17 protein-coding genes are annotated in these 24,584 nt (G+C 46.7%); 11 read left to right on the top strand and 6 right to left on the bottom strand.

Features of this window, described 5'->3' with window-relative positions; genetic code table 11:
• Positions 1–520: 520 nt before the first annotated feature.
• From B036_RS0116120 to B036_RS0116110, 3 genes are all read left to right on the top strand, one after another.
• Positions 521–1,894, top strand: coding sequence for a replication initiation protein (locus tag B036_RS0116120; protein ID WP_020569763.1), 1,374 nt, complete (start codon positions 521–523; stop codon positions 1,892–1,894).
• A 222-nt stretch (positions 1,895–2,116) separates the two neighbouring features.
• Positions 2,117–2,401 carry a formylglycine-generating enzyme family protein gene (locus B036_RS34585; RefSeq protein ID WP_083926233.1) on the top strand — a complete coding sequence of 95 codons (285 nt, stop codon included), beginning with the start codon at positions 2,117–2,119 and terminating at the stop codon, positions 2,399–2,401.
• Between the two features lie 658 nt (positions 2,402–3,059).
• Positions 3,060–4,895 carry an SUMF1/EgtB/PvdO family nonheme iron enzyme gene (locus B036_RS0116110; RefSeq protein WP_020569762.1) on the top strand — a complete coding sequence of 612 codons (1,836 nt, stop codon included), beginning with the start codon at positions 3,060–3,062 and terminating at the stop codon, positions 4,893–4,895.
• 65 nt (positions 4,896–4,960) lie between these two features.
• Here the strand turns inward: B036_RS0116110 and B036_RS34580 are convergent, their stop codons facing one another.
• Both B036_RS34580 and B036_RS29700 read right to left on the bottom strand, forming a co-directional pair.
• Positions 4,961–5,155 (bottom strand): IS1 family transposase, encoded by a 195-nt coding sequence (locus tag B036_RS34580; RefSeq protein WP_455014820.1) that lies wholly within the window; start codon positions 5,153–5,155, stop codon positions 4,961–4,963.
• 152 nt (positions 5,156–5,307) lie between these two features.
• On the bottom strand, positions 5,308–5,679 hold the full coding sequence (locus B036_RS29700; protein WP_020569761.1) for an IS1/IS1595 family N-terminal zinc-binding domain-containing protein: 372 nt from the start codon (positions 5,677–5,679) through the stop codon (positions 5,308–5,310).
• Between the two features lie 258 nt (positions 5,680–5,937).
• Here B036_RS29700 and B036_RS0116095 point away from each other — a divergent pair, with 258 nt between their 5' ends.
• Complete coding sequence (locus B036_RS0116095; protein WP_020569759.1) at positions 5,938–6,645, top strand: hypothetical protein; 708 nt, start codon at positions 5,938–5,940, stop codon at positions 6,643–6,645.
• Positions 6,646–6,797: 152 nt separating this feature from the next.
• On the opposite strand, the gene B036_RS0116090 is transcribed toward B036_RS0116095, so the two are convergent.
• A complete protein-coding gene (locus B036_RS0116090; protein ID WP_020569758.1) occupies positions 6,798–7,883 on the bottom strand; it encodes a hypothetical protein in 1,086 nt (361 codons plus the stop codon).
• Positions 7,880–8,038, bottom strand: a complete 159-nt coding sequence (locus tag B036_RS34140; RefSeq protein ID WP_211217406.1) for a hypothetical protein — start codon at positions 8,036–8,038, stop codon at positions 7,880–7,882. Before B036_RS34140 ends, B036_RS0116090 begins: the two co-directional genes overlap by 4 nt.
• Positions 8,039–8,128: 90 nt before the next feature.
• On the opposite strand from B036_RS34140, the gene B036_RS29695 reads away from it, so the two are divergent.
• The 5 genes from B036_RS29695 to B036_RS0116060 all read left to right on the top strand — a co-directional run bounded on the left by B036_RS29695 (position 8,129) and on the right by B036_RS0116060 (position 17,084).
• Positions 8,129–9,364 carry an IS256 family transposase gene (locus tag B036_RS29695; protein WP_020569757.1) on the top strand — a complete coding sequence of 412 codons (1,236 nt, stop codon included), beginning with the start codon at positions 8,129–8,131 and terminating at the stop codon, positions 9,362–9,364.
• Positions 9,365–10,179: 815 nt separating this feature from the next.
• Positions 10,180–11,265: a hypothetical protein gene (locus tag B036_RS0116075; RefSeq protein ID WP_020569756.1), complete on the top strand. Its 1,086-nt coding sequence runs from the start codon at positions 10,180–10,182 to the stop codon at positions 11,263–11,265.
• 21 nt (positions 11,266–11,286) lie between these two features.
• Positions 11,287–12,243, top strand: coding sequence for an AAA family ATPase (locus B036_RS0116070; protein WP_020569755.1), 957 nt, complete (start codon positions 11,287–11,289; stop codon positions 12,241–12,243).
• Positions 12,244–12,246: 3 nt separating this feature from the next.
• Positions 12,247–16,407: a caspase family protein gene (locus B036_RS0116065; protein ID WP_020569754.1), complete on the top strand. Its 4,161-nt coding sequence runs from the start codon at positions 12,247–12,249 to the stop codon at positions 16,405–16,407.
• A gap of 242 nt (positions 16,408–16,649) precedes the next feature.
• Positions 16,650–17,084 (top strand): hypothetical protein, encoded by a 435-nt coding sequence (locus B036_RS0116060; RefSeq protein ID WP_020569753.1) that lies wholly within the window; start codon positions 16,650–16,652, stop codon positions 17,082–17,084.
• Here the strand turns inward: B036_RS0116060 and B036_RS0116055 are convergent, their stop codons facing one another.
• Positions 17,085–18,008, bottom strand: a complete 924-nt coding sequence (locus B036_RS0116055; protein ID WP_083926231.1) for a CHAT domain-containing protein — start codon at positions 18,006–18,008, stop codon at positions 17,085–17,087.
• A gap of 166 nt (positions 18,009–18,174) precedes the next feature.
• Between B036_RS0116055 and B036_RS0116050 the strand changes: the two genes are divergently transcribed.
• Together B036_RS0116050 and B036_RS0116045 are read left to right on the top strand one after the other, a co-directional pair.
• Positions 18,175–20,175, top strand: a complete 2,001-nt coding sequence (locus B036_RS0116050) for a CHAT domain-containing protein (protein WP_020569751.1) — start codon at positions 18,175–18,177, stop codon at positions 20,173–20,175.
• Positions 20,176–20,185: 10 nt separating this feature from the next.
• Positions 20,186–21,154: a hypothetical protein gene (locus B036_RS0116045; protein WP_020569750.1), complete on the top strand. Its 969-nt coding sequence runs from the start codon at positions 20,186–20,188 to the stop codon at positions 21,152–21,154.
• Between the two features lie 43 nt (positions 21,155–21,197).
• On the opposite strand, the gene B036_RS0116040 is transcribed toward B036_RS0116045, so the two are convergent.
• Positions 21,198–24,554 carry a caspase family protein gene (locus B036_RS0116040; protein ID WP_071596787.1) on the bottom strand — a complete coding sequence of 1,119 codons (3,357 nt, stop codon included), beginning with the start codon at positions 24,552–24,554 and terminating at the stop codon, positions 21,198–21,200.
• Between the last annotated feature and the right edge of the window lie 30 nt (positions 24,555–24,584).

Genomic DNA, 24,584 nt, shown 5'->3' with positions numbered 1-24,584 from the left:
CCATCTACCGGGTCGCCCGAAATAGACATCCTCTTCTTAACGATAGAGTCGTTTAAGAAAAACAGCAAACTATACCATTAGGCGGGTGATAGCCCGACTGTTGTTTATTTTTCAAAGTTTACAAGGTTATGGTTAAGGCCTTACAACTATCTGATTATCAATACAATAAAAGCCTAACTATACCGATAGGCGGGTATTCTATACCATCGTGCGGGTTTGCTATACCATTAAGCGGGTGTCTTATACCATCGTGCGGGTCAACTGTACCATTAGGCGGGTTTGAGCCGCCTCAGAACCCATTATAGCCGCGCTAGAATTGGAGGACACATCACTTTTACCCTAAAACGGTAGGATTTGGGTATAGTAAGGTAGGAATCGGATATAGTTCACCCTTGAAGGCAAATTACTCTCTAAAATCAGGATAAGTCGCCCTTACTATACCTACCTTTAACTTTGGGTATAGTTAGGAGCGGTGTAACTTCGGAAGCTTTTCATTCACCGCCCTGTAAACATAACCGTTATGCCGGAACATCTCAAGAGAGCCTCAAACAGTCGAATTCAAAAGTCTAACCTGCTGGTCGATGCCAGGTACAAACTCACGATGTGGGAGACGCGCATCTTCATCAAGATGATCATGATGATCGATCACAGCGATGAGGACAATAAGGAATACCACATCTACCCCCGCGACATTATTGACGATTTTCAGCTCTACACCGATAAGTCTGCTTACCGCTACATCCGCGAAGCCGCTGATTCCCTTCGTACCCGCTCCATCACCTTTCCGGAAACGACCGAGAACGGAGACGTCTACGAAGTAAACACCAGCATCCTGACGGTTACCAAGAAGAAGATCAAAGGTAAGCCTGACGCTTTCATCAAGGTCAAGTTCGCCGCAGAACTTAAACCCTACCTCTTGGAGTTGAAGGAGTACACCTCCTACGACCTTAAGTACATCCTCCGCCTTCCCAACTCCTACGCTTTCCGGATGTATGAAATTCTGAAAAGCTTCGAGTTCAGGAAGAAGAAAACCATCGATTTCCAGGAATTGAAGGAAATGATCGGCGCCGCTGAAATTACCTTTGACGAAAGCGGTGTTAAGGAGATAAAAGATCTCTATCCCTTATTTGGCAGCTTCAAGCAGAAGATCCTCAACAAGGCCCAGAAGCACATCAACAATAATACCGATATCCGCTTCGACTTTGAGCCGGTAAAGTCGGGCCGTAAGATCACCGCCATCACCTTTATGGTGAACAAGAACGAAGTCATCGAGCTGGAAGACGTCACCCCCGAACTTCCCTTCATTGATCCCAACGACGAGGACCGGCTTGTCAACAGCTTCCTGCAGCAAGTAGGGGAGTGGGTGGTGGCTTCCACCGTCCGTAAGTGGGTGCAGCAGTATCCGCCAGCTCAAATCCAACAGGGCATCACCTATACCCTCAACAAGCTAAAGGCCGGCGATAAGATCAAGAACGTGGGCGGCTACCTCCAGAAGATGGTTTCTACCTCCGACCTGGTCGATACTGCGGGTAAGAAACTCCAGGAAGAAAAGGCCGCCAAAAAGAAAGCCGAGGAACGTGCCGCCAAGCGGGAAGAAATGAGAGCTTTGGAAACCCGCCTCAACGAAACCCTCCGCGAAAAAACCGACGAGGCCTGCCGCGCCGTTTTCGAAAAACACCCCGATGCCAAGGAGAACGCCTTCGAGACCGCCAAGAAGCGCCGGGGCTCCAGTTACAAGGCAGACCTCACCAACGCCGAGAACATGGCCAATCCCGCTTTCCGCGCCATCTTCAAGCTGATCGTCCAGGAACGCTTTCCGGAGCAGTTTGCCGGGGTGGCGGATTTGAAGAAGGAGGTGTCTAAGGTGCGGAGTGCTATTAGCCGGTTGAAGTAGTGGGGTAGGGGAGTGGTTTTAATTAAGCTTTTAAGTTTTCCCCGATCACTAGGCGGAGTTTAAGTCGGAGCGGCCGCAGGTGCAGAGATGGGGTAGGAAAGCAAAAAAATGAGCCAGCCTGGTTCTCAAGAACACTTTGACTAATCAAATAAGGATAAACGCAAGCCAATCAATTACCTTTTTTCGAGTGAACGAAAAACTTTAACAAATTAAACGAATGAAATTCTTATAGCTATTTATACTGCTCCGGTTGGAAGGTTTCAGCAGGGTGGCTACGGCTTATCTGATATGACGGGTAATGTGAATGAATGGTGCTGGGATCTTTTTGAGCCCTATAAGCCGGGTAGAGTTATCAGCCCAAAAGGTGCATCAACTGGTACTGGTCGATTAATTCGCGGAGGAGGGCGGCCAAATCTTCCGATGTACTGCCGTACCACTTATCGCGGGATTCGATCGCCAAACGAAAGGAGTAATGATTTAGGCTTTCGGGTGGATAGAAATTATTAACTTGTTCAGAATGTGAAATAGAAGATATGAATGAGAAGACGCACCATTTGTGTAAGAAAGATTTAATGAGAAGGCTTGCACCAGTCCCCAAGCACTTTTAAGCAGTAAGGGCTTGCTACCACAAATGTAACTTAACGGTACACCCATTATTTTTCACCTCTGGATCAATAATCTGCACAATACGTACAGCCTATCTGATGATTACCGTTTAAGCCTGTTGGGATTAGCCTTTATCGGAAAGCATCCAGTCAATAACGGAGGGAGTAGGCAAAGACTATACCCTATTTCGCAGTAGATGACTACTTCAACCACACTCGTTTCAGAATCCTTTCCAACCCGATCACTAGCACCAAAAAAAAGGCCCGTGAACTTCACGAGGTTTGCGGCTTCCAGGCGGTGATTATTCGCACCCCTTCCAAAGATGAGATTTATCGAGAACTAGAGGAATACCTCCTCCGCTCTGGTGCTTAAACAGCACTAGACGGTTATATAAAACTTTGAAGGGCTCACTGTTCGTAAAACTTATGGCCTGTGATGAAAACTAATTAAGTAGCCTAATCAGAAGATAATATCCATTTTTGTGAGTAGCTCAAGGTGTTAGATAAAGACCAACTCATTCTATATTTATCCTTATTTTAGCCTTTAGAATACTCCACCAATGACGATATTCCGCTTACTTCTACTATGTATTACTGTTCTCGCAGTCTCTACCCTCTCTGCTAAAGACTACGCACTATTCTTTGCCGTCAACACCTACCAAAGTCTGACAGATTTGCGCAATCCGATCCAGAATGCTAAGAATATAGCGCAAGAATTAAGCGAGCAATACGACTTTAAAACTGAAGTCATCGAAAACCCTAGTTTGAACGCCATCGAGCAAAAACTAACCGAATACAGAGCAAATTTTGCCAACGGATCCTTCGACCCAAAAGGCCAACTCCTCATCTTCTTTACTGGACACGGTGCTAAGCAAGGGAGGCAGGGCTACTTTATGCCCAGTGACGTAAACCCTAATATGTTGCACCGCACCGGCTTGGACTATAACTATCTCCGCTATATTATCGACAAATTCAACTGCCAGCATATTTTGGTAACCGTTGACGCCTGCCACGCTGGAAATTTTGACCCTGAATTCGATAAGGACGATCGCTTATTTATGCGACCAGGAACAGATATGACAGACGGGGAACTACTCCTAAACCACGAAGCCTACCGTGCGCGCCTATTTATTACTTCAAGTACCCAGGGTGACGTAACACCAGATAACTCTAATTTGTCCCGAAAATTTCTCCTGGCCCTGCGAAGCCACCGATCTCAAATAGGCTACCTCACCTACGATGACTTGTTAGGGAATTACCTTAATCTAGCAACCCCGACACCTAGGGGTGGAGCGTTTGGGAGCGATCAGCCAGCTTCCAGTTTCCTCTTTTTTCGAAAAACGCTGGTCACGCCGTCTCGCTCGATAGAAGAAAAAACTTGGGAATCTGCCGAGCGGCAAAACAACTTAGCTGCTTATCAGCATTACATTGCCAATTTCCCTAATGGGTACTATCTTAAGCAGGCCCAAGCTGCATTGCAAAAACTAGGTTCCGAACCGAATCTACCCACAGGTACCATGAAGGTACCAGAATTTATGGTATTCATTCCTGGTGGTACTTTCCAGATGGGGGATACGATAGAAGATGATATTGAGAAAGATGACGAAAAACCGGTGCATATGGTTACACTTTCGGATTTCTACTTGGCCCGTACAGAAGTCTCTGTAACGCAATTTGGAGAATTTATTGAGGCTACACAATACGTTATTGATGAGGAGCGAATTAAGAGAGGGCGAAAAAATGTAAAGAATAAGCGGAGGAGAATTTACCCGCATAAACTATTAGGCTACAAAACTCTCGAGGTATTAAAAGAAAGCGAAATAGTTTACCCTGTAATAAACATTAGCTGGAACGATGCTATACAGTACTGTAATTGGTTAAGTCAAGTGTCGGGTTTGGAAAAAGTTTATAAGTTAGTAGATAATCAGGTTGTGGCCGATTGGCTGGCTAATGGATATCGCTTACCAACGGAGGCCGAGTGGGAGTACGCGGCACGTAGCGGTGGGAAGGACTACTTGTACGCATGGGGAAATGAATATAAATATTTATACGATTACAAAACTGGAAAATACGAATACGGGGAAGTTTTTATGATCAAGTATATCGACATTTATGGCAGAGCTTCACCAGAAGGGAAATTTCCGCAAGGTCTTTTTGGTCTTTCTGGTATGGCTGGTAACTTAGGAGAATGGTGTTGGGATTGGTATTCAAAGGATTATTATCTAGAATCAGCTACCAATAACCCTACAGGTCCCGATACTGGAACTAGTCGGATAATTCGTGGCATAAATTGGGACTATCCTTGGAATATATGCCGTACAGCTCAACGTTCCACACTAGAGCCAACGATGGACTTAGTTAATGTTGGCTTCCGTGTTGCTCGCAGTAATAGGTAGTTAGCGACGAGCCGAAGCACCGGTTAAATCGATTCTAAATTAGAGATTCGATATTGGGCGGTGTATCAAAAGTAAGGTTGGCGGGTGAGATTCAATTGCCACAAGAGATATCCAATTGCCAGGTTGTGCCACTTCTCTTCTTTGGAGAATGAAAGCGCCTTTCGTACCAATCGGCTACACCGAGCCCTGATGGTTGCATTAAGCACGTCGATGAAGTACGTATAAGCTTTACCAATACGATGCTTGTCTTCATCAAATATTTTCTTGTAGCTGTCCCAATCGTCGGTCTCGAAGCGGCAAGACTTAACAGGGCAAGAATCTTCTCGTACAGTGCTCGGGCCGATTTATCTGATCGATCCCCAATGTGATAGGCTACTACCACTCTATAGATGGGGTTGAAGACAATCCAAATCTATCTTTTGTAAGCCTTTCTGCCCACAAATGACCACATCTCATCTGCTTGTAAACCAAAGACTTGCATCTTCTTGATTTTCTTGATCATCTTTTTACTCAAGCCGAGATCATCCGGAAGCTGTTCCCAAAGCGAATGAGTAAATCCCTGCAACCAGGTGAGATTGACGCCGAAAATGCGACAGATTGCTCTAAGGCTGTTTCTCTCCAGCAAAGCATTGCCAATTAGCATCCTGATCTCTTCACGAATGATGTGCTTGTTGTTCAATACAAACTGCCGGCTGCAGTCTTTACACTTATGATTCTGTTTGCCATTGTGAATCCTCCCATTTAGGATTACATTGCCACTCTGGCAGCGCGGGCAGATGAGCATGTTTTTTTTGTTTAGTCACTTCGAAAACAGCAATTCTGCCCGACTGCTTTTCGTGACTAAACATCATCTAACTTTACTTTTGATACACCGCCGAATAATTATCACTGGGGATATTGACGGGAAGGTAGGCTCTGGCCTTTATGCCAACGTCCAACGAGGAGGTTATCTCAGCATGGAACTGGATTACGATTATACAATCAAAAAGTACATCGAAACTTTCACAGTTGAACTTACGAGAATCCTTCGAAACTGTAAATAATGGAACAGGAAGATTTCAAAAATGAACTCCGACGCCTGGTCGCTGCCAACCGCCTAGAAGCCTCCAGTAAAAAACTCCGGAGCGCTACCGCTAGTGACGCCTACGGCGACTATCGTACCTTGGTGTTGAACCACTCTGGCCAACTCACCAGCTACCAGGAACAACAGATTGCGGGAGCAACCGACCCGGCAGCCCTGGCCCGCAAGCGTAACGAGCTCAGCTTGAACCTGCTCACGCTCATCGATCAACTACCCGATGCTGCGGCACTGTCTGCCGCCGAGGCCAAACCTGAGGGTGTAGCTGAAGACACGCTGAAAAAACGGTTGTTCTGGTTCCTATTAATCGGAAAGGGTACAGTGATCACCTTCGCCGCGATCCTATGGAGTACAGGAAGCTTTAGTAATGATCAATTCATCGCCAGCCTGGGTATCTTGGTTCCACTTTTTTCTGCTCACCTCACGTTGATGATTCAGGATGCTACCCATCATAGGAGCATCCTACTGCCAGGTGATGCCCGAGTAAATAAGAGCTTTGCTCGATTGACTTACTTGCTTTGTATGCTCTATACTCTAGCACTACTACTTTTACTTAATATCCGGGGTCCTGGCAACATTACCTTTACTCAATTCACGGCATCTTTAGCGCTGGTGGAAAGTGGGCTCGGGGCTTATTTGGGAAAGGTTGTTTATGGCTTGTTTCGGGGGTGATAAAGACTAGGGTGTCTAATCTGATTTCATTAGCCTCCGGCGCTTTCTCTAAGCTCTCGTTCCATGCGTTTTCGGATTCCATAACGGTTGTGGCACACGTTTTGACACCGCCACTCGTCGAGTTGCGGCCCGGTGACTTGGCCTATGGCTTGCTATACGAAGTCGACGGATATCTTGCGGTTGTACATGGCAATGGATAACACGTCAGCGGAGATGGCTTTCATGCCGCCCTTGTTCTTGTAACGTCCGAAGATGCTCTCAATGATATCCGAACAGCACTGTATCCGGACCCAGTTAGCGTAAAAGTCGGCATGGTCGTTAAAATAATTCATTATGCCGGTGATAAAGCTTCTTGCTTGCTGGGTTAGTCGTGGCTGCGTTTGAAGGTAGGCAAGCACATCGTTTATCCATCCATCACGGCTGGCTTGACTAAGCCCTTCGCATTTAAGTCGAGTGGCTGTAATTACCATGAGTCGCTGTACCTGACGTAGCCGTAAATCTAACCAACGGTTGCGTCCGGCATTCAAGCGAGCGCGCAGTTCAGAGTTGAGTGCCGTACCGTAGTCATCAATTCGCTCCATCCATTTCACCAAGAAGAAGATCCGTCCGAAGCGGTCCTTGTCCCGCAGCGTAGCCGGTAAAGCGAAGGCATTGTCCGTCATTGTTAATTGTTGGCGTAGCAAGCCGACGCTAGCCTTAAGCTTGCTTAGCGCCGCATCATCCTTGAACAGTTTCTTGACCATGTTCATCATCACATGGCTACAGTCACTGACTACTGGTAGAGCCAGCTTACTTAGCGCAGCCAATAAATTGGAGCCCCGATCACAGATGACATATCGTAAACTGATACCGGGACGCTCGGCCATCGAGCGGCTGATAAATGCAGCCACCTCATCACCATTCCATGATGACTGGACTTCCATGCCGAGCACCTTCATGTCGGCCACGCGCAGCGGGCGATCCAGGCGGGCGGCGCGCTCGGCTTCAACGCCTAGCAAAAGCATTAGCTGTTCCTTGCCGTTCTGGATGCTGGCATCAATAATGGCAACGTATTCTCCCTGGAGCGATTTGGTGAGTTGTAAAGCGTGAAGTCCGCAACGTTCTACCCAGTTGCTGACGGTTTTGAAAGCAGGTGCTTTGAAGGGCCATCCCATTAGTTCTGCAAAAAAGCCAGCCGTAGCCGCAGCACACCGTAGTGATCCGCCGTTGATTACAATGAAAACCGCTAAGGTCATCATCTGGGCTGGGTAAGTGCAATTAAACACTGGGGTTGGATCAAGGCGTGCCCGTAATTCGGTGTTCTCCGCCCGGAGCCGAGTAATGAGTTGGTCACGGTAACGAAGCTGGTCTTGGAGCTTACGCCGACGACGAGTACGTTTTTTTGACGTGTCATGTAGTCGACGTGTTGTAGCTTTGAGTTGTGCCCACGCGGAAGGAGGGTGTTCAAAAATGTGTGTCTGCCATAAAACACAGATATTGAATCATGGCAAGTAAAAAAGACAAAGTATTCGCGGACTTCGAGTCCGACATTATCGCTGGGCTCATGTCAGGCAAACCCCTTAGTGGCACTGAGGGCGTACTCACCGAGTTGATAAAGCATGTGATCGAGAAATCGATGTCCGCTGAACTTGGGGAGCACCTAAAGTTAGAAGCAGAACGCTTGGATGCTCGGCCGAACAAGCGTAAGGGTAAGGCGAACAAATCAATTAATACCGACTTCGGCCCGACTAAAATTGAGCCCTCTCGAGATCGAACAGGCACCTATGACTCAGCAATCGTCGGCAAGTGGCAGCACGATTTGGCACCGAATATGAGCCAGCAGATCCTATCCTTATATGCTCGCGGCAACTCGTACCAAGACATCTCGAACCACCTACATGAAATGTTTGGCCATGTTATCAGCCCTGCTTCGATTACGGGCATTGTCAACGAGGTTTGGGACGATGTTCAGGCTTGGCAGAAACGCGCTCTTCAACCTTGTTATGTGGCCGTTTTCATGGACGCCATTCACTTTAACATTCGACTTGAAGGTAAGTCTACCAGCGTAGCGACCTACCTTTTCTATGGTGTGGATGTTGATGGTCATCGAGACATTTTGAGCATGCATACTGGACGTGGCGCAGAGAGCACCTCCCAGTGGTCAGTGCTCCTGGCCGATCTTAAGGAGCGCGGAGCGGAGGATATTAAAGTCTTTGTTGCTGACGGCCTGCCAGGCTTAGTCGACGCAGTAGGCACCTATTTTCCAGCTAGTCGCTTCCAGCGCTGCATTGTCCACAAGGTGCGTAACTCCGTAGTCGGCGTAGATTTTAAGGATCGTCGTAAAGTCTGTAAAGACCTACGGACGGTATACACGGCTATTGATGAGGACGGGGCGGTAGAAGCCCTTAAGGCCTTTGAAGAGAAATGGCAGAAGTACCCTCATGTAGTTCGCTTGTGGCGAAAAGACTGGACAGAGTTGATGGTTTTCATGAACTTCGGACCAGAAATGCGCCGGCTAATTTACACCACCAACGCGCTAGAAAATGTAAACCGTCATTTACGCAAAGCGACTAAGACCAAAGGCAGTTGGCCGTCGACTAAGTCATTAATGATCCAAGTCTACCTGACGCTCCAAGCGACTAAGACAGCTTGGGCAAAGACGGTCCGTAACTTCGCAGCCGTCCAACGGGAGCTGATGGAGGAATACGGAGAAGAATATACCAAGTACCTAAGACGCTAGGTGGGCGGCGCGCAGCGTCCCCGGCTCCTGGAGGCCGTAGGCCGGAAGGAGCCGGGGACGCTGCGCGCCCTGCGGGCTGTAAAGCTTCGCTTTACTATTATCTAACCTAGACACAGGTTATTGAACACTCCCCGCGGAAGAGCTTTTTTGTTTCACACCTCAAAACTACGAAGGGTGGGCACGCTTTTTAAGGTGTAGAAAAAGGCGGACAGATCTCATATCAGATTACACACCCTATGATAAAGACTCCTTATAAATATTTACAGGGGCCCTCATGAGTGTATATAACCAATAGAACAACTATTAAATCTGTAGTAGGCTCATGCTTCTCTTGGAAGATGGCCAATACAGAGCAGTATTTACTAATCCCTGTAACATCATTATTGATGAGAAACACTTTAAGCTATGCATTAAGCTGCAACAAGCGCTCGGGAAGGCTTCGAGTAACGCATAATCCCTACGGAGTAAGGGGAAGTGCGCGATATTTAACTATCTACTCTTGTTAATCACTTGTGCAGCTAAGAGCGTGTCTAAATTTAACACTTTGGCCTACTTGCGCCAAATTTCGTCCTGTGCTTCGTCACTTCATCGGTCAGCTAGCTACGGCTAGCTTCCCTCTTTGTTCCTTGCCCAGAACAAAATTCGTCAGCAATCGGCTCAAAAGTTAAAATTAGACACGCTCTAACCTGGAAAATATTAGTAGCTCTTTAGAAGGAGCACTTGCTTCTGATGATAATGTTTTTGGGGTTGCTAGTCCTAATCTATCTAGCCTGAAAGGCTACGTTCCTTATATTTACAATTCACCCACGGACTAAATGGCCACCCATACACCCACCAGTCTGCTCAAACTTATGCAGGAGAAGCACGCCTTTCTTCGAACCAGCCGTATTAAGGCAAGTGATCCGTTGATGCAATTCAAGCTTGATAAAGATTTGAGCGAGTTAAAGGAAGAGATGGACGCGCTGCTGAAAGAGCACCCTGATTTACGCTTCACATCAGCCCGTGCCTCAGGTCTCGAGTCGTTTCCGACTGCAGGTAAACTACGGGACTATTTTAGTGAACTTGAGGTTAACCCGACTACCGAGATTGGTCGATTACATCGTGTAAATTGTGACCGAAAAAAACCAGTTGATACTTTTTGGAGTAGTTTTCTTTTGGACGAAGAAGAATCAGAACATCAATACCAGGTTTATCTCATCACGGCCTGTGATACGCAAATGCCTCATCGCTTTACTGACCGACTTCTAAGAGAATGTATTAGTGATGAAGACCTAGGTGTAATAAAATGCTTTCTGCAAGATAAATGGTTGGCACGAAGACCCCTACCAATTAGAAAGACCTTTCGTAAATCACAAAAAGCTTTTGAGTCGTATATCGCGGAAGAATTTGAGCTCAAAGGTGACCAAGATATTCGTTCTTTTCTTGCTGGAGAGGAAAGTAATTATGAGTTTGACTTTGTCTTTCTAGCCTTTGAAACCATGGAGGAGGACTGGAAGGATTTTATCCCTAAGTATTACCGCTGGATCATCCAACAGTTCCAGCAATTAGCTACCGGAGGACCTAAGTTTCTGCTGAACTTTATTCACTACGCCGAGAACGTACATCACGACTCGGGCGTCTCCTCTGAGGTAAAGGAGCGCCTTAATATATTCGATGCTTTAGAAGAAGAGTTCGAAATCGTTAAACACATCAATCGCTTGAAGCCGGTACCTGCTACCGATCTGGAAAAATGGTTTAAACGTGTTGGTGTAGAAAATCTCCTCAATCGTCAGAAATTAACCGAAATTGTAATTGAGGGCCTTTCACCGGAGCATCACGCCCGCTACAACCGGGATGGAACTATTGACATGACCCACATCGACTTAGCCCAACACGAAATTTACCGGTACCTCACCCGCTAAACATTTTATACTACTATCACAATGGCCGAAAAATTTTCTTTCTACGAGCGTGAGGGTGAACCCCAGGAATTTCCCTCTATCAACCTTAATCCGAAGCTCAACAACCCCGCTTTCTATCTTCCGGATCCCGGTCTCGTCAATGCAGTTAACGTTGCGATCAATCTCGGTCAGCCATTGCTGCTCACCGGGGAGCCGGGTACGGGTAAAACTCAGCTCGCGTTCCACGTTGCTCACGCCTTCGGCCTCCCCGTACCCCTCGTCTTCACAGCGCAGACAACCAGCTCTGCTCGTGACCTCTTCTACCGCTACGATGCCCTTGGCCACTTTCAGCATAGCCAAACGAGTAAGGAAACCCTAAGCGCTGCCGACATCGCCAAGCGCTTCATAAAGTACGAAGCTCTTGGTAAGGCCATCCAGGATAGCAAACAACGCTACGTCGTCCTTATCGATGAAATTGATAAAGCCCCGCGTGACTTACCCAACGACGTTCTATATGCACTCGAAAATCTCCGCTTCGAGGTGCCCGAAACCGGTGCTACCTTCAAAGCAGGATCGGCTACGCGGCCATTTGTTATCATGACATCTAATTCGGAGAAAAATCTTCCTGAACCTTTTTTGCGGCGCGTTACTTTCTTCCATATCGATTTCCCAAATGAGGAGACCTTATTGCGAATACTGCAATCTAAAACCGACGGCTATTCCACGGCTGACCTCGGCTTTTTTACCCGATTTTTCACAGAACTTCGTACCGGTCGAAAAACCAAACAACTTCGTAAAAAACCCGCTACTGCCGAGCTTATCCACTGGGTTGATCTTCTGAACCGTATGGATTTTCCCGCTGCGGCACTTAGTCGTGAGTTGCAGGAGGATGAAGCCAGAAAATTAGCAACTTCTTTCTCTGTACTCGCCAAAAATCGAGAAGATCTTGACCTTCTCCAACGGCTACTCAATGACGGACAACTCCTCCTCAACAACTAGCATGTGACCTCACTCTCTGGGCATACCCGTAGCCGCCAGATCACGGCGGCTTTCCTCACGGCTCTTCGGGCCGAAGGGTATCCCATCGGCGTTGAGCAGTACCAGGCTGTGCAGGAACTCCTCGATCGCCTTCCTTCCACTACGTCTGAATCCGTACTCGGGGATAGCCTTGTTGCTCTCTTCGCTATGGACGCCAACGGACAGGAACGCTTCAGGAGAATATTTCATAACGCTTGTGAACAAGCAGATGCAACCGAGAAGCCTGTCGAAAAAAAGGAAGACGAGTTCACGAGGGCGAACCGACGCGATCGCCATAAACTACTCCAACGCTTTGCTGGCCTGTTGTTAGTCTTATTCTTACCTCTAGTCGCCTATTTTATTTGGCCCGCTCAGGAGTTTCCGACAACGGAAAGAACCATTATTGTCACGGCTGGCAAGCGTAATTTTATTTCTAATGTCGATTCTTTAGCTACTATTGGTAGAGTACTGACTTTTGGCCTGCCTGCCTACGGTACCGTTGATGCCCCAAAAATAGGTAGGGTTGATACGGCTGGTCTTAGACTCTACTATGAAGCTAACTTCGATACCATTAAGCAAGAAGATGCTTTTATCGTTCGTCTTGAAGGCACAAATAAGCGTTTTACACACATTAACTTCCGGGTAGTAGTAGAGCAAAAGCAAGATACGGCTCGGGCACCAGTGCTACCTGTAGTTCAACGTAAGGATACCCCAGACTATACTTCCTTCGACCCTTTACCCCATCCTCGTACCTTGCTAGATCTGGCGGTCCCCGAATCTCAAAGCTTAGGATATGCCGATTTCCTTTATTTCGCCTGGTGGCCACTCATATTATTCGGCTATCTAATTTTGCTAGGCGTATTTTACTTCTACCTGCGCAACCAACGGCGTAAGAATATTCGTCTAGTCGCCCAGCGTGAACAGTTTGACGGAGCTCCCCACTTTTGGCCCATCGAACTCCCCGAATTCCGTGCTGGCATCGATTGGGGTGAAAATTACCCCGCCCTTCTTCGCCAACTTCGCCGCCGCCGCGAAGACGATCACCGGGAACTCGACCTTGGTAAGACCATCAAACAAACCATCAACCAGGGCGGACTACCGTCCTTTCATTACCGATTGGCCACTCGCCCTGCCGAATATTTGCTGCTCATCGACCGTGGCGCCAACAACAATCACCATGCCCGACTCTTCGACCAGCTTTACCGGCAGTTAGCCGCAGAGGAGGTCTATATAGAACGGTACTTCTTTGACGGTGACCCTCGCCTTCTTTTTCAGGATAATCGCGGTCGATCCACCTCGCTGATAAACCTTCAGCGCCGCTTTCCCAACAGTCGTCTCCTCCTCGTTGGATCAGGAGATCGCCTCCTTAATCCGGCCTCTGGTAAACTCACCAAATGGGCCAACGACCAGTTCTCTCTCTGGGCCAACCGCAGCCTTCTTACTACCCGTCCACCCAACGAATGGGGTATCGAAGAGCGCCGACTCTCCCAGTTCTTTGCTGTCCTTCCTGCTAGTATGCAGGGTCTACGTCTTCTCGCTGAACGAACCAACGACGGTCACTCTCCCGAAGACCCCGTCGATTACCGCGCATTAATTGACGATGCCGAGCGGGAACCGATCCTCTTTTCTAACTCGCTCATCGGCTCCCTGCTGGATCACTTCTCACTAGCGCAAACTCAGTGGATCGCCGCCTGCGCCCTCTACCCAACGCTACATTGGGATCTTTCGCTCTTCTTTGGCCATAAAGTCGGCGAATTCACTAACGAAAACCTCCTCTCCAGCCGTAATATTTTGTCCCTTTCCCGTTTGCCGTGGTTCACCGGAGGAACAATTCCTGTCACCGCCCGGGATGAACTCATTCGCTGGTTGGAGCAAACCGCCCCTGGTCTCCACCGTAAATTGCGCCTTGCTCTCCTCGCGGCATTGGAGCAAAACGCTCCACCTCCCGAGGGCTCCGTTGCCAAGCGCGAGCTAGACTTCTTCCACTTGCAGAATGAATGGCTGCTAGCCTTCGATGATCCCGACAAGCGGAAGAACTTATCTAAAAAATTAGCTCGCGACATTGCTACGGGGAATGATCCTGATATTACGGTCGCTCGCTTCCTCAACCATGAACCACCTGCCGGGACCCTGCCCCTGTCCCTGCCGCAAAGCTGGAATAAGCGCCTTTATCCCGAAGGCTATCGGGCGTTAGGCTTAAAACCCGAAACTTGGCAGCTGCTTTGGGCTTTACCATTGTTCATACTAGTGATGTTGGTGGGGTGGTGGTGGCAACCAGATAAGCAAAGTAATGAGCGATGTGATAGTACTATATGGCCAGTAGTCTATGAGGGTTTAGGCCGTCCCGATACAATCCTAAATATCCAAATATGTAGTAAAACGGACAGTCTGACTTTAGCGGAATACCGCTGGCAAGATCGGATCGGTCGCGCAACTAGAATTGAGGATCTTGATACCTTGACCATTTTGGATCTGTCTCCCGTTCCAAAAACGAGCGATGGAAACGCTGCACTTAACCAAGGAGCAATTAAACTACAAGAGTTTCTTGACTGGGAAGCTCAGGATAGTCTTGATGTCACGCACCGAAAAAATATAGGCGCTCTCCTTTGGAATCGAGGTCTTCAGTTAAAAAGAGAAAGCCAAGGGGTCTGTAACTTTTTCCAAACTGCTTCGGAACTTATGATAGTTTCAGGAAAAAAAGCACTAATTCTTGAAACCTGTACGCCAATTGGGGCTATACGTTCTGAAGAACAATCAGGAAGTGAAATTGATAGCACGTTAGCAGAGGATTCAGAGCAGATTACCAATGAAGAAAACAGCACTATAGATGTAGACAGTGTAGTTGATGAAAGGGTAATTAGAACTGACCAAGCAGAATCCTTCCTTCCTTCCAGAACAGAGGACAACGAAAGAGTAGCGACTGAAGTCCCCCCCCTGGCTACGAGAGAGATACTATATCTGCCTGAAGTAAGTGATCTAAGAGTGTATAAAGATACTTTCGAGATGCAGACTCTAGCGTTGCAACAATGGTTGAGCACAACAGGAATCGGCAAAATATTACGAGTAAGAGAGTTAGATGTAGAGGAGAAGGGGTTATCAGTTTACTTGGAGTTTATTACAAACGATTTAGCTTTGCAAGTAGCTAGTTGGCGTATCTTAAATGAATACTACGAAACAAAACTCAAGGAGGATGTTGAAAATACCTTATTAGAGCAAACCAGCAGATACATGAGAGTCAGGAAAGATCTACTTAATGTACAACTATACAATACCTACGATCTTAGAAAGCAGCCGCTATTCTCTCGAACTATCTACTACGAAAATTCAGAAGTAAAAATTCAAGAATCAAATCCTATATCGCCTATCCAAGTCAAGGCAGAAGTACTAGATTCATTACGAAATGTCTTCCAGAAGTCGATTGAAATTAAGCGTTCTAATCGCCCCGGAGACGTCGCAGAAGAAATTACTGTAGGGAATAACTACGCGTTGCTCGTCGGTGTAAGTGAATACACGACGATGCCAAATTTAGCAAATCCTGTAAAGGATACAAGAAATCTAGCTCAGGAACTAGAAAATTCTTACTCTTTCTATGTTAATAGTGTAGAGAATCCAACTAGAACCGAGTTGTTAGCGCAACTCGAGGAATTTAAGCGGCGTAACTTTAAAAAGAACGATCAACTTCTGATCTATTTTAGTGGTCATGGCTATCGAAATAGGAACAAGAATTCTGCGGGCATCGCACTCGCTGATTTTAAAGGGGTAGGTACCCTTACGGGAATTAATATTCTAGACTTAGTGAAGATAGTTGATCAAATATCCTGCAACAAAATACTACTGATTATAGATGCTGATTATGCAGGATTGAATCTAGGAGATAAGCGAAGTGATTTATCAATTGATGAGGTTAATAATGATGAAAACCTTACGCGGGTGTACATTGCTGCTTCAAGTAATGAGCCCGTTCCAGATAAGTCTCCTATGCTAGTGAGGATTATGGAATCACTAAAAAGTACAACACTTGAAAATCGGTTTTTAACAGTAAACCAGCTGTTTTCTGATTTTTCATCGGTCAGACCACAACCTGTCAAGGAGTATTTTGGGCGGCATGAAACTGGTAATCAGTTTGTTTTTGTTAAGACAAAATGACTTTGGCTTTTACCTAATCTGTCGTTCGATATAGATAAGGTGGGTGAAATTATTAACCAGAGTAAAAATCACCTCCGATGTGGAGTCAAATATCCTTTAATAAGTAATATATTTTGACTTCGTCAACTTTACGTTGCACTTACGTCCACTTGTCTAAAATGAACTAACATTGTGCCGAATTAGATACAAATATCTTATCAGTCTACTTACCTCCAGTTTTTTTGTAATAAAAATCATCTACGGTGCCCCTCAAGAAACTTTCCGATCTTCTTACACAAAACCGTCTCCCTGCTTTCTTCACGGAGTGGTCAGAAACAGTGCACCCCACATCCTCGCTCAACCGTTCCTTCCGTACGCTTCAGGCAGACTGGAATCGTTATGCCGAAGCCTATATTCAGGGAAATACAAATTCTGCCCGTAGTAAGGAAGTCGTCGACCGGGCGTTCGCCCTGGTGGACCAGATCACCCCCGCCGACTTGGAGGTCGCCGCACCACCAACACAGGATTCGCCGTCAATTTCTGAAAAGGCGGATATGGACGACCCTCTTCGGCAAATAATCAGAGAAAAATTAAGCTTTCTACAAGAAGCCCGAGTAAAGGCTGTCGATCCAAACGTACAATTCAGCCTGGACAAGGAAATTGGTGACCTAAAAGAACAACTGAAAGGGTTGGGCTAATTAAACGGTCACCTCGGCCCCATTCAAGAATAACTTAGGAACAGCTTCTCCACCCTGTACATCCGCAATACCAAAGGAATCCAACGCGGCCCGAAAAGCAAAGGGGATATTATCCGGCATGACCGACAGCCCCCGATAAAACCCCGCCGCAAAAACGATGGCTCGCCGATCTAGTACTTCCTGGGTCATGCCGATAGCATAAAGTCCAGAACAGGAGATTTCTCGCGCGTGGTCTGTACTCTCACAGGCATTTAGCACTACTAGTCGGATGGTAAAAGCTTCTTTATACGTCTTGATTATTTTGGCGAGGGCTTTGGCAGAAATAATGTCTCCTTTGTTTCGATTAACCGGATGCTCAAAAACGAGACCTGCTTTACGAAAGCCTGTTGCTTCACCAAGCCCATGTCCGGAAAAATGAATGATGGCTGGCTGTTGCTCAGCCAAGCTACCTTCAAAAGTCTCTCTGGTAACCGCCGGACTTATTCGCAGCTGAAACACCTCCTGTTTGTTTTGTAGTTGTTGGGTTACCTTCACGTATTCTGAATCAAGTTGTAAACGGCCCATTGCTTCGGGGTTAGAACCAAGGAAAAGAACCAATGGTACCCTCACAGGCTTTTCCTTCATCTGCACAGTGGGGTGGGGGAGTGCTTTTTCCTCCACCGCAAAGCCATCCAGGTTGAACAATTCTACGAACATCTTTAAGCGGTCCAGTAACGCGTAGCGCTCGCGTTCCAGTTCCTGGCTGTTTTGGTGAGGCCGATTCAGCCGCTTCACGTGTTCAGCAGTACTGATCTTTAGCGCGGCCAATAGCCGCTGGAAACGATCGTCAGTTTGAGCTGTAGAATGAAGACCTAGTGCGTGTACGATTACGTTTGGATGTCCTTCTGCCAGGAGATCCGTAAGAGATCTATAATTAGGGAGCATGTTCAATTGATGAATCAGAGTGGAAGCTAGTCATATGACAAGTAAGATGTTTTGCAAGAAAACTATTTTAATTTAGTGTTGAAAGTCTCATGCTGTTTTTGTCAAGTATGCATGAAAATTTTCATGAATTGATTAGCTTTAGCCTCAGTAACTAAAACTTCTATCGATGCATAATTTTCACTACGTAACAATTTTCATGCTGTTCATCGTTAGTGGCCTAAATACTTCGCTACTAGCTCAAGCGCCGAGAGATTTACCTTATGAAACCAGTGTAAAGATGTTTGTAGGGCCAGCTTCCGCAGGCATGATCATGCTGGAAAGTAACGAAATGTGGAAAGTAACAAAGAAAATGGAGTTTTTTAAAGTGGGAACTAAGGTTAAGTTGTCCGAAAATAAGGGGACGTCAATTATGGAAACTATGGGTGGAATAAAGGTCATAGCGACTAGAATGTATCCGCAAACGCTTGCTGAGGCATACGGACAGGAAGTTGCCGATAGTGTAATGCGCGTGAGAGCTCATGAAAAGGCAGAAAGAGAGGTTCTACGCGATGAAAAGGAACTGAGGCCAGTAGGAAATAGCTTCTTGTCTGGGGCTACAAGTATTCTAACCGCAACTTCCACTAACCTTAAATCTAGTGCTAGTAGTTTTTATAACTATGCGCTACGTGAGAAATTGAGTGAGTTGGAAATTGATCGTGTAACTACAGATGAGATGGATGTAAGAAAACGGCGTTTGGCCCGGATGGAAGACCTCTCTATATATAATGTTGAACTGAACTCGTTCGATGGAACGCCGGAAAAATCACCAGTAGAAATTCCTACAGGTGATGCTTTAGATCAGATTGAGGCTTTTCAAAATACAGCGAATGAAGCAGTTGAGCACTTTCAATTTATGATAGGTAGTAGTATCCAAAAGCAGGCAGCTGTAAAAAACATATCATGGGAGGATGTGCAAGGAAGACTAGGCCCGAGGGAAGCCGCTATTGAATACCTTAAAGTGCGGTTGAAGGATGGTGTATGGGATAGCGTTTATCACTACTACGCGGTACTGCTAACAAGAGAAGCTAGTGAGCCTAAAAAGATTTACTTAGGAAAAGCTCTTGAGCTGGAGTCATTAGTCCGCAAACTTGATGATCAAAATGCAGCAAAATTTTACCTACGAGGTGGCCCATTGGGAGACCAATCCTGGGCTGCTAGATTGTATGACTTCTGTTGGGCACCAGTTAGTCAGGTATTGGGAAGTAGTCATAACAAGCTATACCTTTCGCCTACCGGTGTAATGGGGCGTGTTGCTTTTGCCGCATTGGTAGACGAGAACAACACCCCGTTGGTGAAGAAATATAATATCGTGCAGGTTGGTTCTACCAGAGATGTTCCCGAAAAGTACCTCCCAACAATGGCGCCTCAAGAGGGATGCTGGCTGTTGGCGGGTGGTATTGATTATGAGTTGCCAGCAAAGGTTCCTGAAGATCCCCTCGCTTCGCCCTGCGACTTAGTCATGGATACACCAAAAACAACAGTAAGAGAAGAGGTAGAAAGCTATGCTTCATTACCAGAAACACTTAATGAGATAAATGCTGTTGCAGGCCTGCTCGAAGTACTTAATATTTCACATGCTTCAATCACTGAGGACGAGGCATCGGAAGATTACTTTCGTTTACTTGGCCATACGGAGGCCTCGCCTCCTGTTATCCACGTAGCTACCCATGGATATAGTGAAATAATTAAGGATGAGCAAGGGCAGGACTTGCCAGATATTACCTTGAAGAATTCTGGCGTAATCCTGTCTGGGTATGGATATATGTACTTTCGAAATAGAATGGATCATGATGGTCAATGGACGTCTGTTGAGATTGCACAACAAGACCTAACTGAAACTAAGTTAGTTGTTTTATCAGCTTGTAACTCAGGTAAGGGAGCATCTGCGCTTAGGGAAGGCATCTTTGGTATTCAAAGGGGACTAAAGCTTGCAGGAGTTAAAAATTTGATTGTCGCCTTATGGCCGGTCAGGGATGATGCCGCAAAGTACTTTATGACTACGTTTTATAAGCGCTGGCTTAAAGGTGTTTCAATTGAGATCGCTTTTCGCGACACTCAATTAGAACTCATGGATAGTGAAGAGTATAGTTCCCCTTATCACTGGTCGGCATTTCAATTACTACAATAAATCAATAATTATGAGCCCTGGAAGTAGGCCCTATCCGCTTTTGCTCGCCATTATTTTCTTTTGTCTCAATATTGGGAACGCTCAACTAACTGAAGATCAAGAGTACTTTGAGACGCAAGGAGAAATTTATCAACGCTGGCTGGACCATGTAGGGTTAGGGAGGGTTTTAATTGTTAAAGAGATAAAGGTAAATGGTGAAAGGCTATACCTAAAATTAGGTTTTCGAGAGGAAAATTATGATAAAGTAGTTGCTAACTGGAAACAGCTTAAAGTTGCTTTTGATAGTAAATCAGCCCTCTCTTTGGAGGAGAAGCTGTTTTATCGTGCTTGCCATTTGTTTAGTATCCCACAGGAGGACATGAAGGTGTGGGTGAATGATACTTACGAATGGGGAATGGAGCCTTGTTTCGTCAGGAAAGTCTATTTTGAAGGAGGAGACGTCGTGGCCAAAGAAATAAACTGCAGAACTAAAATTAGAAATGTAGTAGTATCAAATGCAGAGTTAGGCAAGCTTAGGGGTAACGCTGTAGCTGAAATAAATCTGGAAAAATCTAGGGGGACCACTTACGAAAACATCATTAAATATGCAGAACAAAAATATGGTAGTAGCAACTGCGGATCAAGAGAAGCTAGATTCAAGGTGTTACAAAAAGATCATGTCCTCAGGTTTGAGGTGCAAAATCTATGCAAAGAGGTGCTAACGGATGAAGCCAACCCATTAGCCTGTAAAGTCTTGAAAAGGCTTGGATATGATTGCAATTGGATCAAACGAGAAATGCTGACGTTTACCATCATAGAACAGAAAACAGAGGATGGGTTTCGCTTGTATTGTGAGATTGAAGGAAAGTATGGCTCTGGTCTTTTCGAAGAAGTAAAACGTGGAGGATACCACGATATGGAAGTTGACTTTGATGAATACCTTGAAATCTACGCAGACTTTTTTACTACGTCATTAAAAAAACACTTGCTCTCAAATTAAAGAAGGGTAATACTCATCATTAACTATGCCGTCGAATGGTCGATTACTCAGGAAAAATATCGGATAAATATCCTTCCAACCCAGCAATGGAGGCGGGGTTGGTAAAGTAGCTCAAGTGATCACAACCTACAGGCGGCGCTACACTGGTTAGAAGAGGAATCTCCCGTTGGCTGTTCACTGAAACGGCTATGTCGGTCGGCTCCCGAAAAAACACCAGGTCAACCGCCTCTCGCCAGCCAAAATTTCCGAAAACGCGGGCCAGGAATGCCGCGTCTGATTCCCCCGTTTCCGGGATCAACCGGATGTCACCGTTAATAACAATGTACCGGACGTCTCTGCGATCGCCCTTTTCCGTTAAATCTTTCAGAAAAATTGAGCCGGTTTTCATCTGCTGGAGCGTGATCAATAGTTTTGGGGCTAGCCAACGTAGACCTAGCAACGGTTTAAACAACGGATGGTAGGCCGCACCAGCGCCAAGACCATAAGTTAACAATGGGGTGATCCATTGGGCAACGTTGCCATAAGGACTACCACCGTTTGGCGTACCAAATTGTACAAGGTGACTGACTACCTCATGGCCGCGTAGCATCTCAATGAAATAACGACTCACCAACCCGCCCATGCTATGTGCATAGACGTGCAGCGTTTTTCCGTGACCAGGTTTTAATCCGACCTTTTGCAGTTGCTCCTGAAGGTCTTCTGCGGTTTTAGTTAATTCTGTATTCAGGTTCTCGTAGTCATAGGTCAGTACTAGGCCGTAAAGATTTTGTATTGGCTGGTCACTAGCCTGCTTGGCCCTACCCAATATGGAAGGGGCAAGACTGGTGTCGCCAATAATTCCGTGGATGAACAGGGCGATAGGTTTTGTGCAATTGGTGACATCTTCGACTATTTCAGAGGGTGCCTTGTCTTCGTACACAACCCTCAAATCTTCCGTTATCTGAACCGTGCGTAGCTGGTTGACCGTTGCTGTGACTCCCGGGAGGTAATCTCCAACTACTTTACGGAAGAAGAGTTTCACGGACCCGGATAAACTCTTTTCGTTGATCATGGAGTCACTCCTTGGAGAAACTTCGGGCTCGGGCAGTTGCCGGATGATGATCATACCGCGTTCAGCGTCGGGGTACCCAACGGGATAGTAGCGACCAGCTGCTTTGTCGTAGGCCAGTGCAAGGCACCCGTCATTAGCTAGTTTTTCTGCCTTAATCTCTAGTGGGTGCATGTCACTAACGGCGGAAGCATGTGTCACGTTTTCCAACTCCAGCACATCTACGGGAGGCGCAGTGCCCCGACTCTGGTAAATGCTGGCAGGTTCGAGTCCATAACCCTCAGTAGGGCAAGTGGGCGCGGCCGCAGGATGCAATGTTCGGGTTATGGAGAGCGAGGAATGTAATCGCATCATTTCACAGCTGAAACCTGAAGGTGCGGAAACGATGGTTACTGAATCCCCCGCAGCGCCAAGACTAGGTATTACTACCGTCTGACGTACACGAAAGGGAATGTTGAGGCTTGCCCAGCGGTCCCGTCGCTGCGCTGTTGGCCCGGGCATAACCACCTTTCGGCCTTGCATCGGGTCAAATTTGCGTTGGGCATCCAATGGCTCCTGTACGTGTCCAGCCATATCAAAAGTGGTCTCCGACACAATTACTTTAAAATAATTCTGAATCTCCGTCAAGCCCCATTCCCGCAGGGTCTGGTCGATGGCAATGGGGAGGTAGTCATAGTAGTACTTGGTGCCGTCGGTTTTTTCACCACTCAAGGAAATTGTATGAGATGGATCACTAAAAGTGATCTCTTTAACAGCCATGTAGTTAGCTGAAACGCCAAATGACTCATCCATTAAGAGTGCACCAACGTACAGCGATCCTCTGTAACCGCTTTTTATTGCTACCCGTAGCCGCAATCGAGGCGGGAGCTGTTCGCCGTGGATGATTTCTGTGTACTCAAAGACTGCCGATCCATCTGTCTGCATCGTAACGGCCTTAACTTCCTCTCCGGAACTATTGAAATAAACCTGTTCAAAGCTTACGTCCACGGCCTGAGCCAATGGGAGGACCTGCTCCGTAGGAGCCAGGCTCAGCGTTGCCTCGTAACGAGCAACCTTTGCAAGGCGATTGATAAAACGTTCCTCCCAGCCAACGGTGTCAGCCGTTTCGCTACTAAAGAGCGGTCGTTCTTCTTCGGGGAGCACTAGGCTGAGGCCATAATTTTTAAGTACGGTGACATGGTACTTTGCCTGCTGTTTGTTTGTCACGACCTCTAACTGAAACCCGACTTCTTTGATTTCTTCAAGCAAATTACCTAGGGTATAATCGTCAAGGGATGGTGAGAAGAAAACCGCTAGTTGAGGTTCTTCTTTATCCATCTCCACGACCGGGTAATCCGTTGCGCCTGGCAACATCCAGTCGACTTTTTTAATCGTAGCCCGGCCAGCAAGTACTTGGTCAACGGTAAATACCTTTTCTTCTTTGCCAACAAGTACTTTCCCGCTCATACCAACTGTAATCCCTTGCACAGCACCTTGGTTGAAAAACCACTTGTCATCTTTACCACGGTGTAGTAAATAAGCGCGGTCCCGCTTTAGCTTCCCACCCAAGAATAGTTGGTCAAGGTCACTATCACCTGTTGCCATCGCATGGACATCCTGATTTTGGTAGTGATTTTTTACCCGTACCCGTACTCGGTCCATCAGTTCCGCATAACTCAACTCCGATAGCCGGCTGCCATTCATCGTCTCGATCAGGTAATAGGTAAACAAGCCGCGAGGTACGCCGCCGATGGGCATCTCTATCGCCACCTGCTGTGCTAGGCACGCCGATAAGGTAATATGGTCGCGGTGTAGTGGAATACGATATGCTCCATCTTTGAGGTAATGTTCCGATCCTTCCAGTTCATCATATCGCATGCCTACCGCTGCGGCGGTCGTCCTAGGTGTCGCCGTTGCCAACCGCGAAATAGTACCTGAATGGCAGCTGTCGGCAATCATCAATAGTTGCCCCGCATCCTTGGCGTGGGTAGCCAGCAGATAGCTGATTTCTTTATCTACTAAGTCCCTGCCTCCCGGCAACCGACTATCGTGCAATACCAACGTCTGGCACATTCGGCTGGGCTCATCCCGCCAAAATTCCGGCGGAGCTACCATTTGGGCACCGTGGCCGGTGTAGTAAAACAGGCAGATGTCGTCGGCTTTGGCTTTCTTGAAATGTTTAAACCCTTCAATGACTTTCTTTCGGGTCGCGTTTTCATCCTTCAGCACGAAAGGGGCCATTTTTACACTGTTTATCCGAGAGTATTCTCCAAGAAAGTCTTGCATGTTTTTAAGGTCATGCCTACAACCAGGTAAAGAGCTTATTCCTGGAGGATAGTCAGATACGGAGACAAGGAAGGCGAATAAGGTCATAGATGAACAGATTTTTTTCAGACAAGAAAG

Origin of the sequence: Neolewinella persica DSM 23188 (genome assembly GCF_000373105.1) — a bacterium.
Lineage (GTDB): Bacteria > Bacteroidota > Bacteroidia > Chitinophagales > Saprospiraceae > Neolewinella > Neolewinella persica.
Note: the sequence above shows the minus strand (reverse complement) of the source record. Positions and strands in the feature narration are given on the sequence as shown.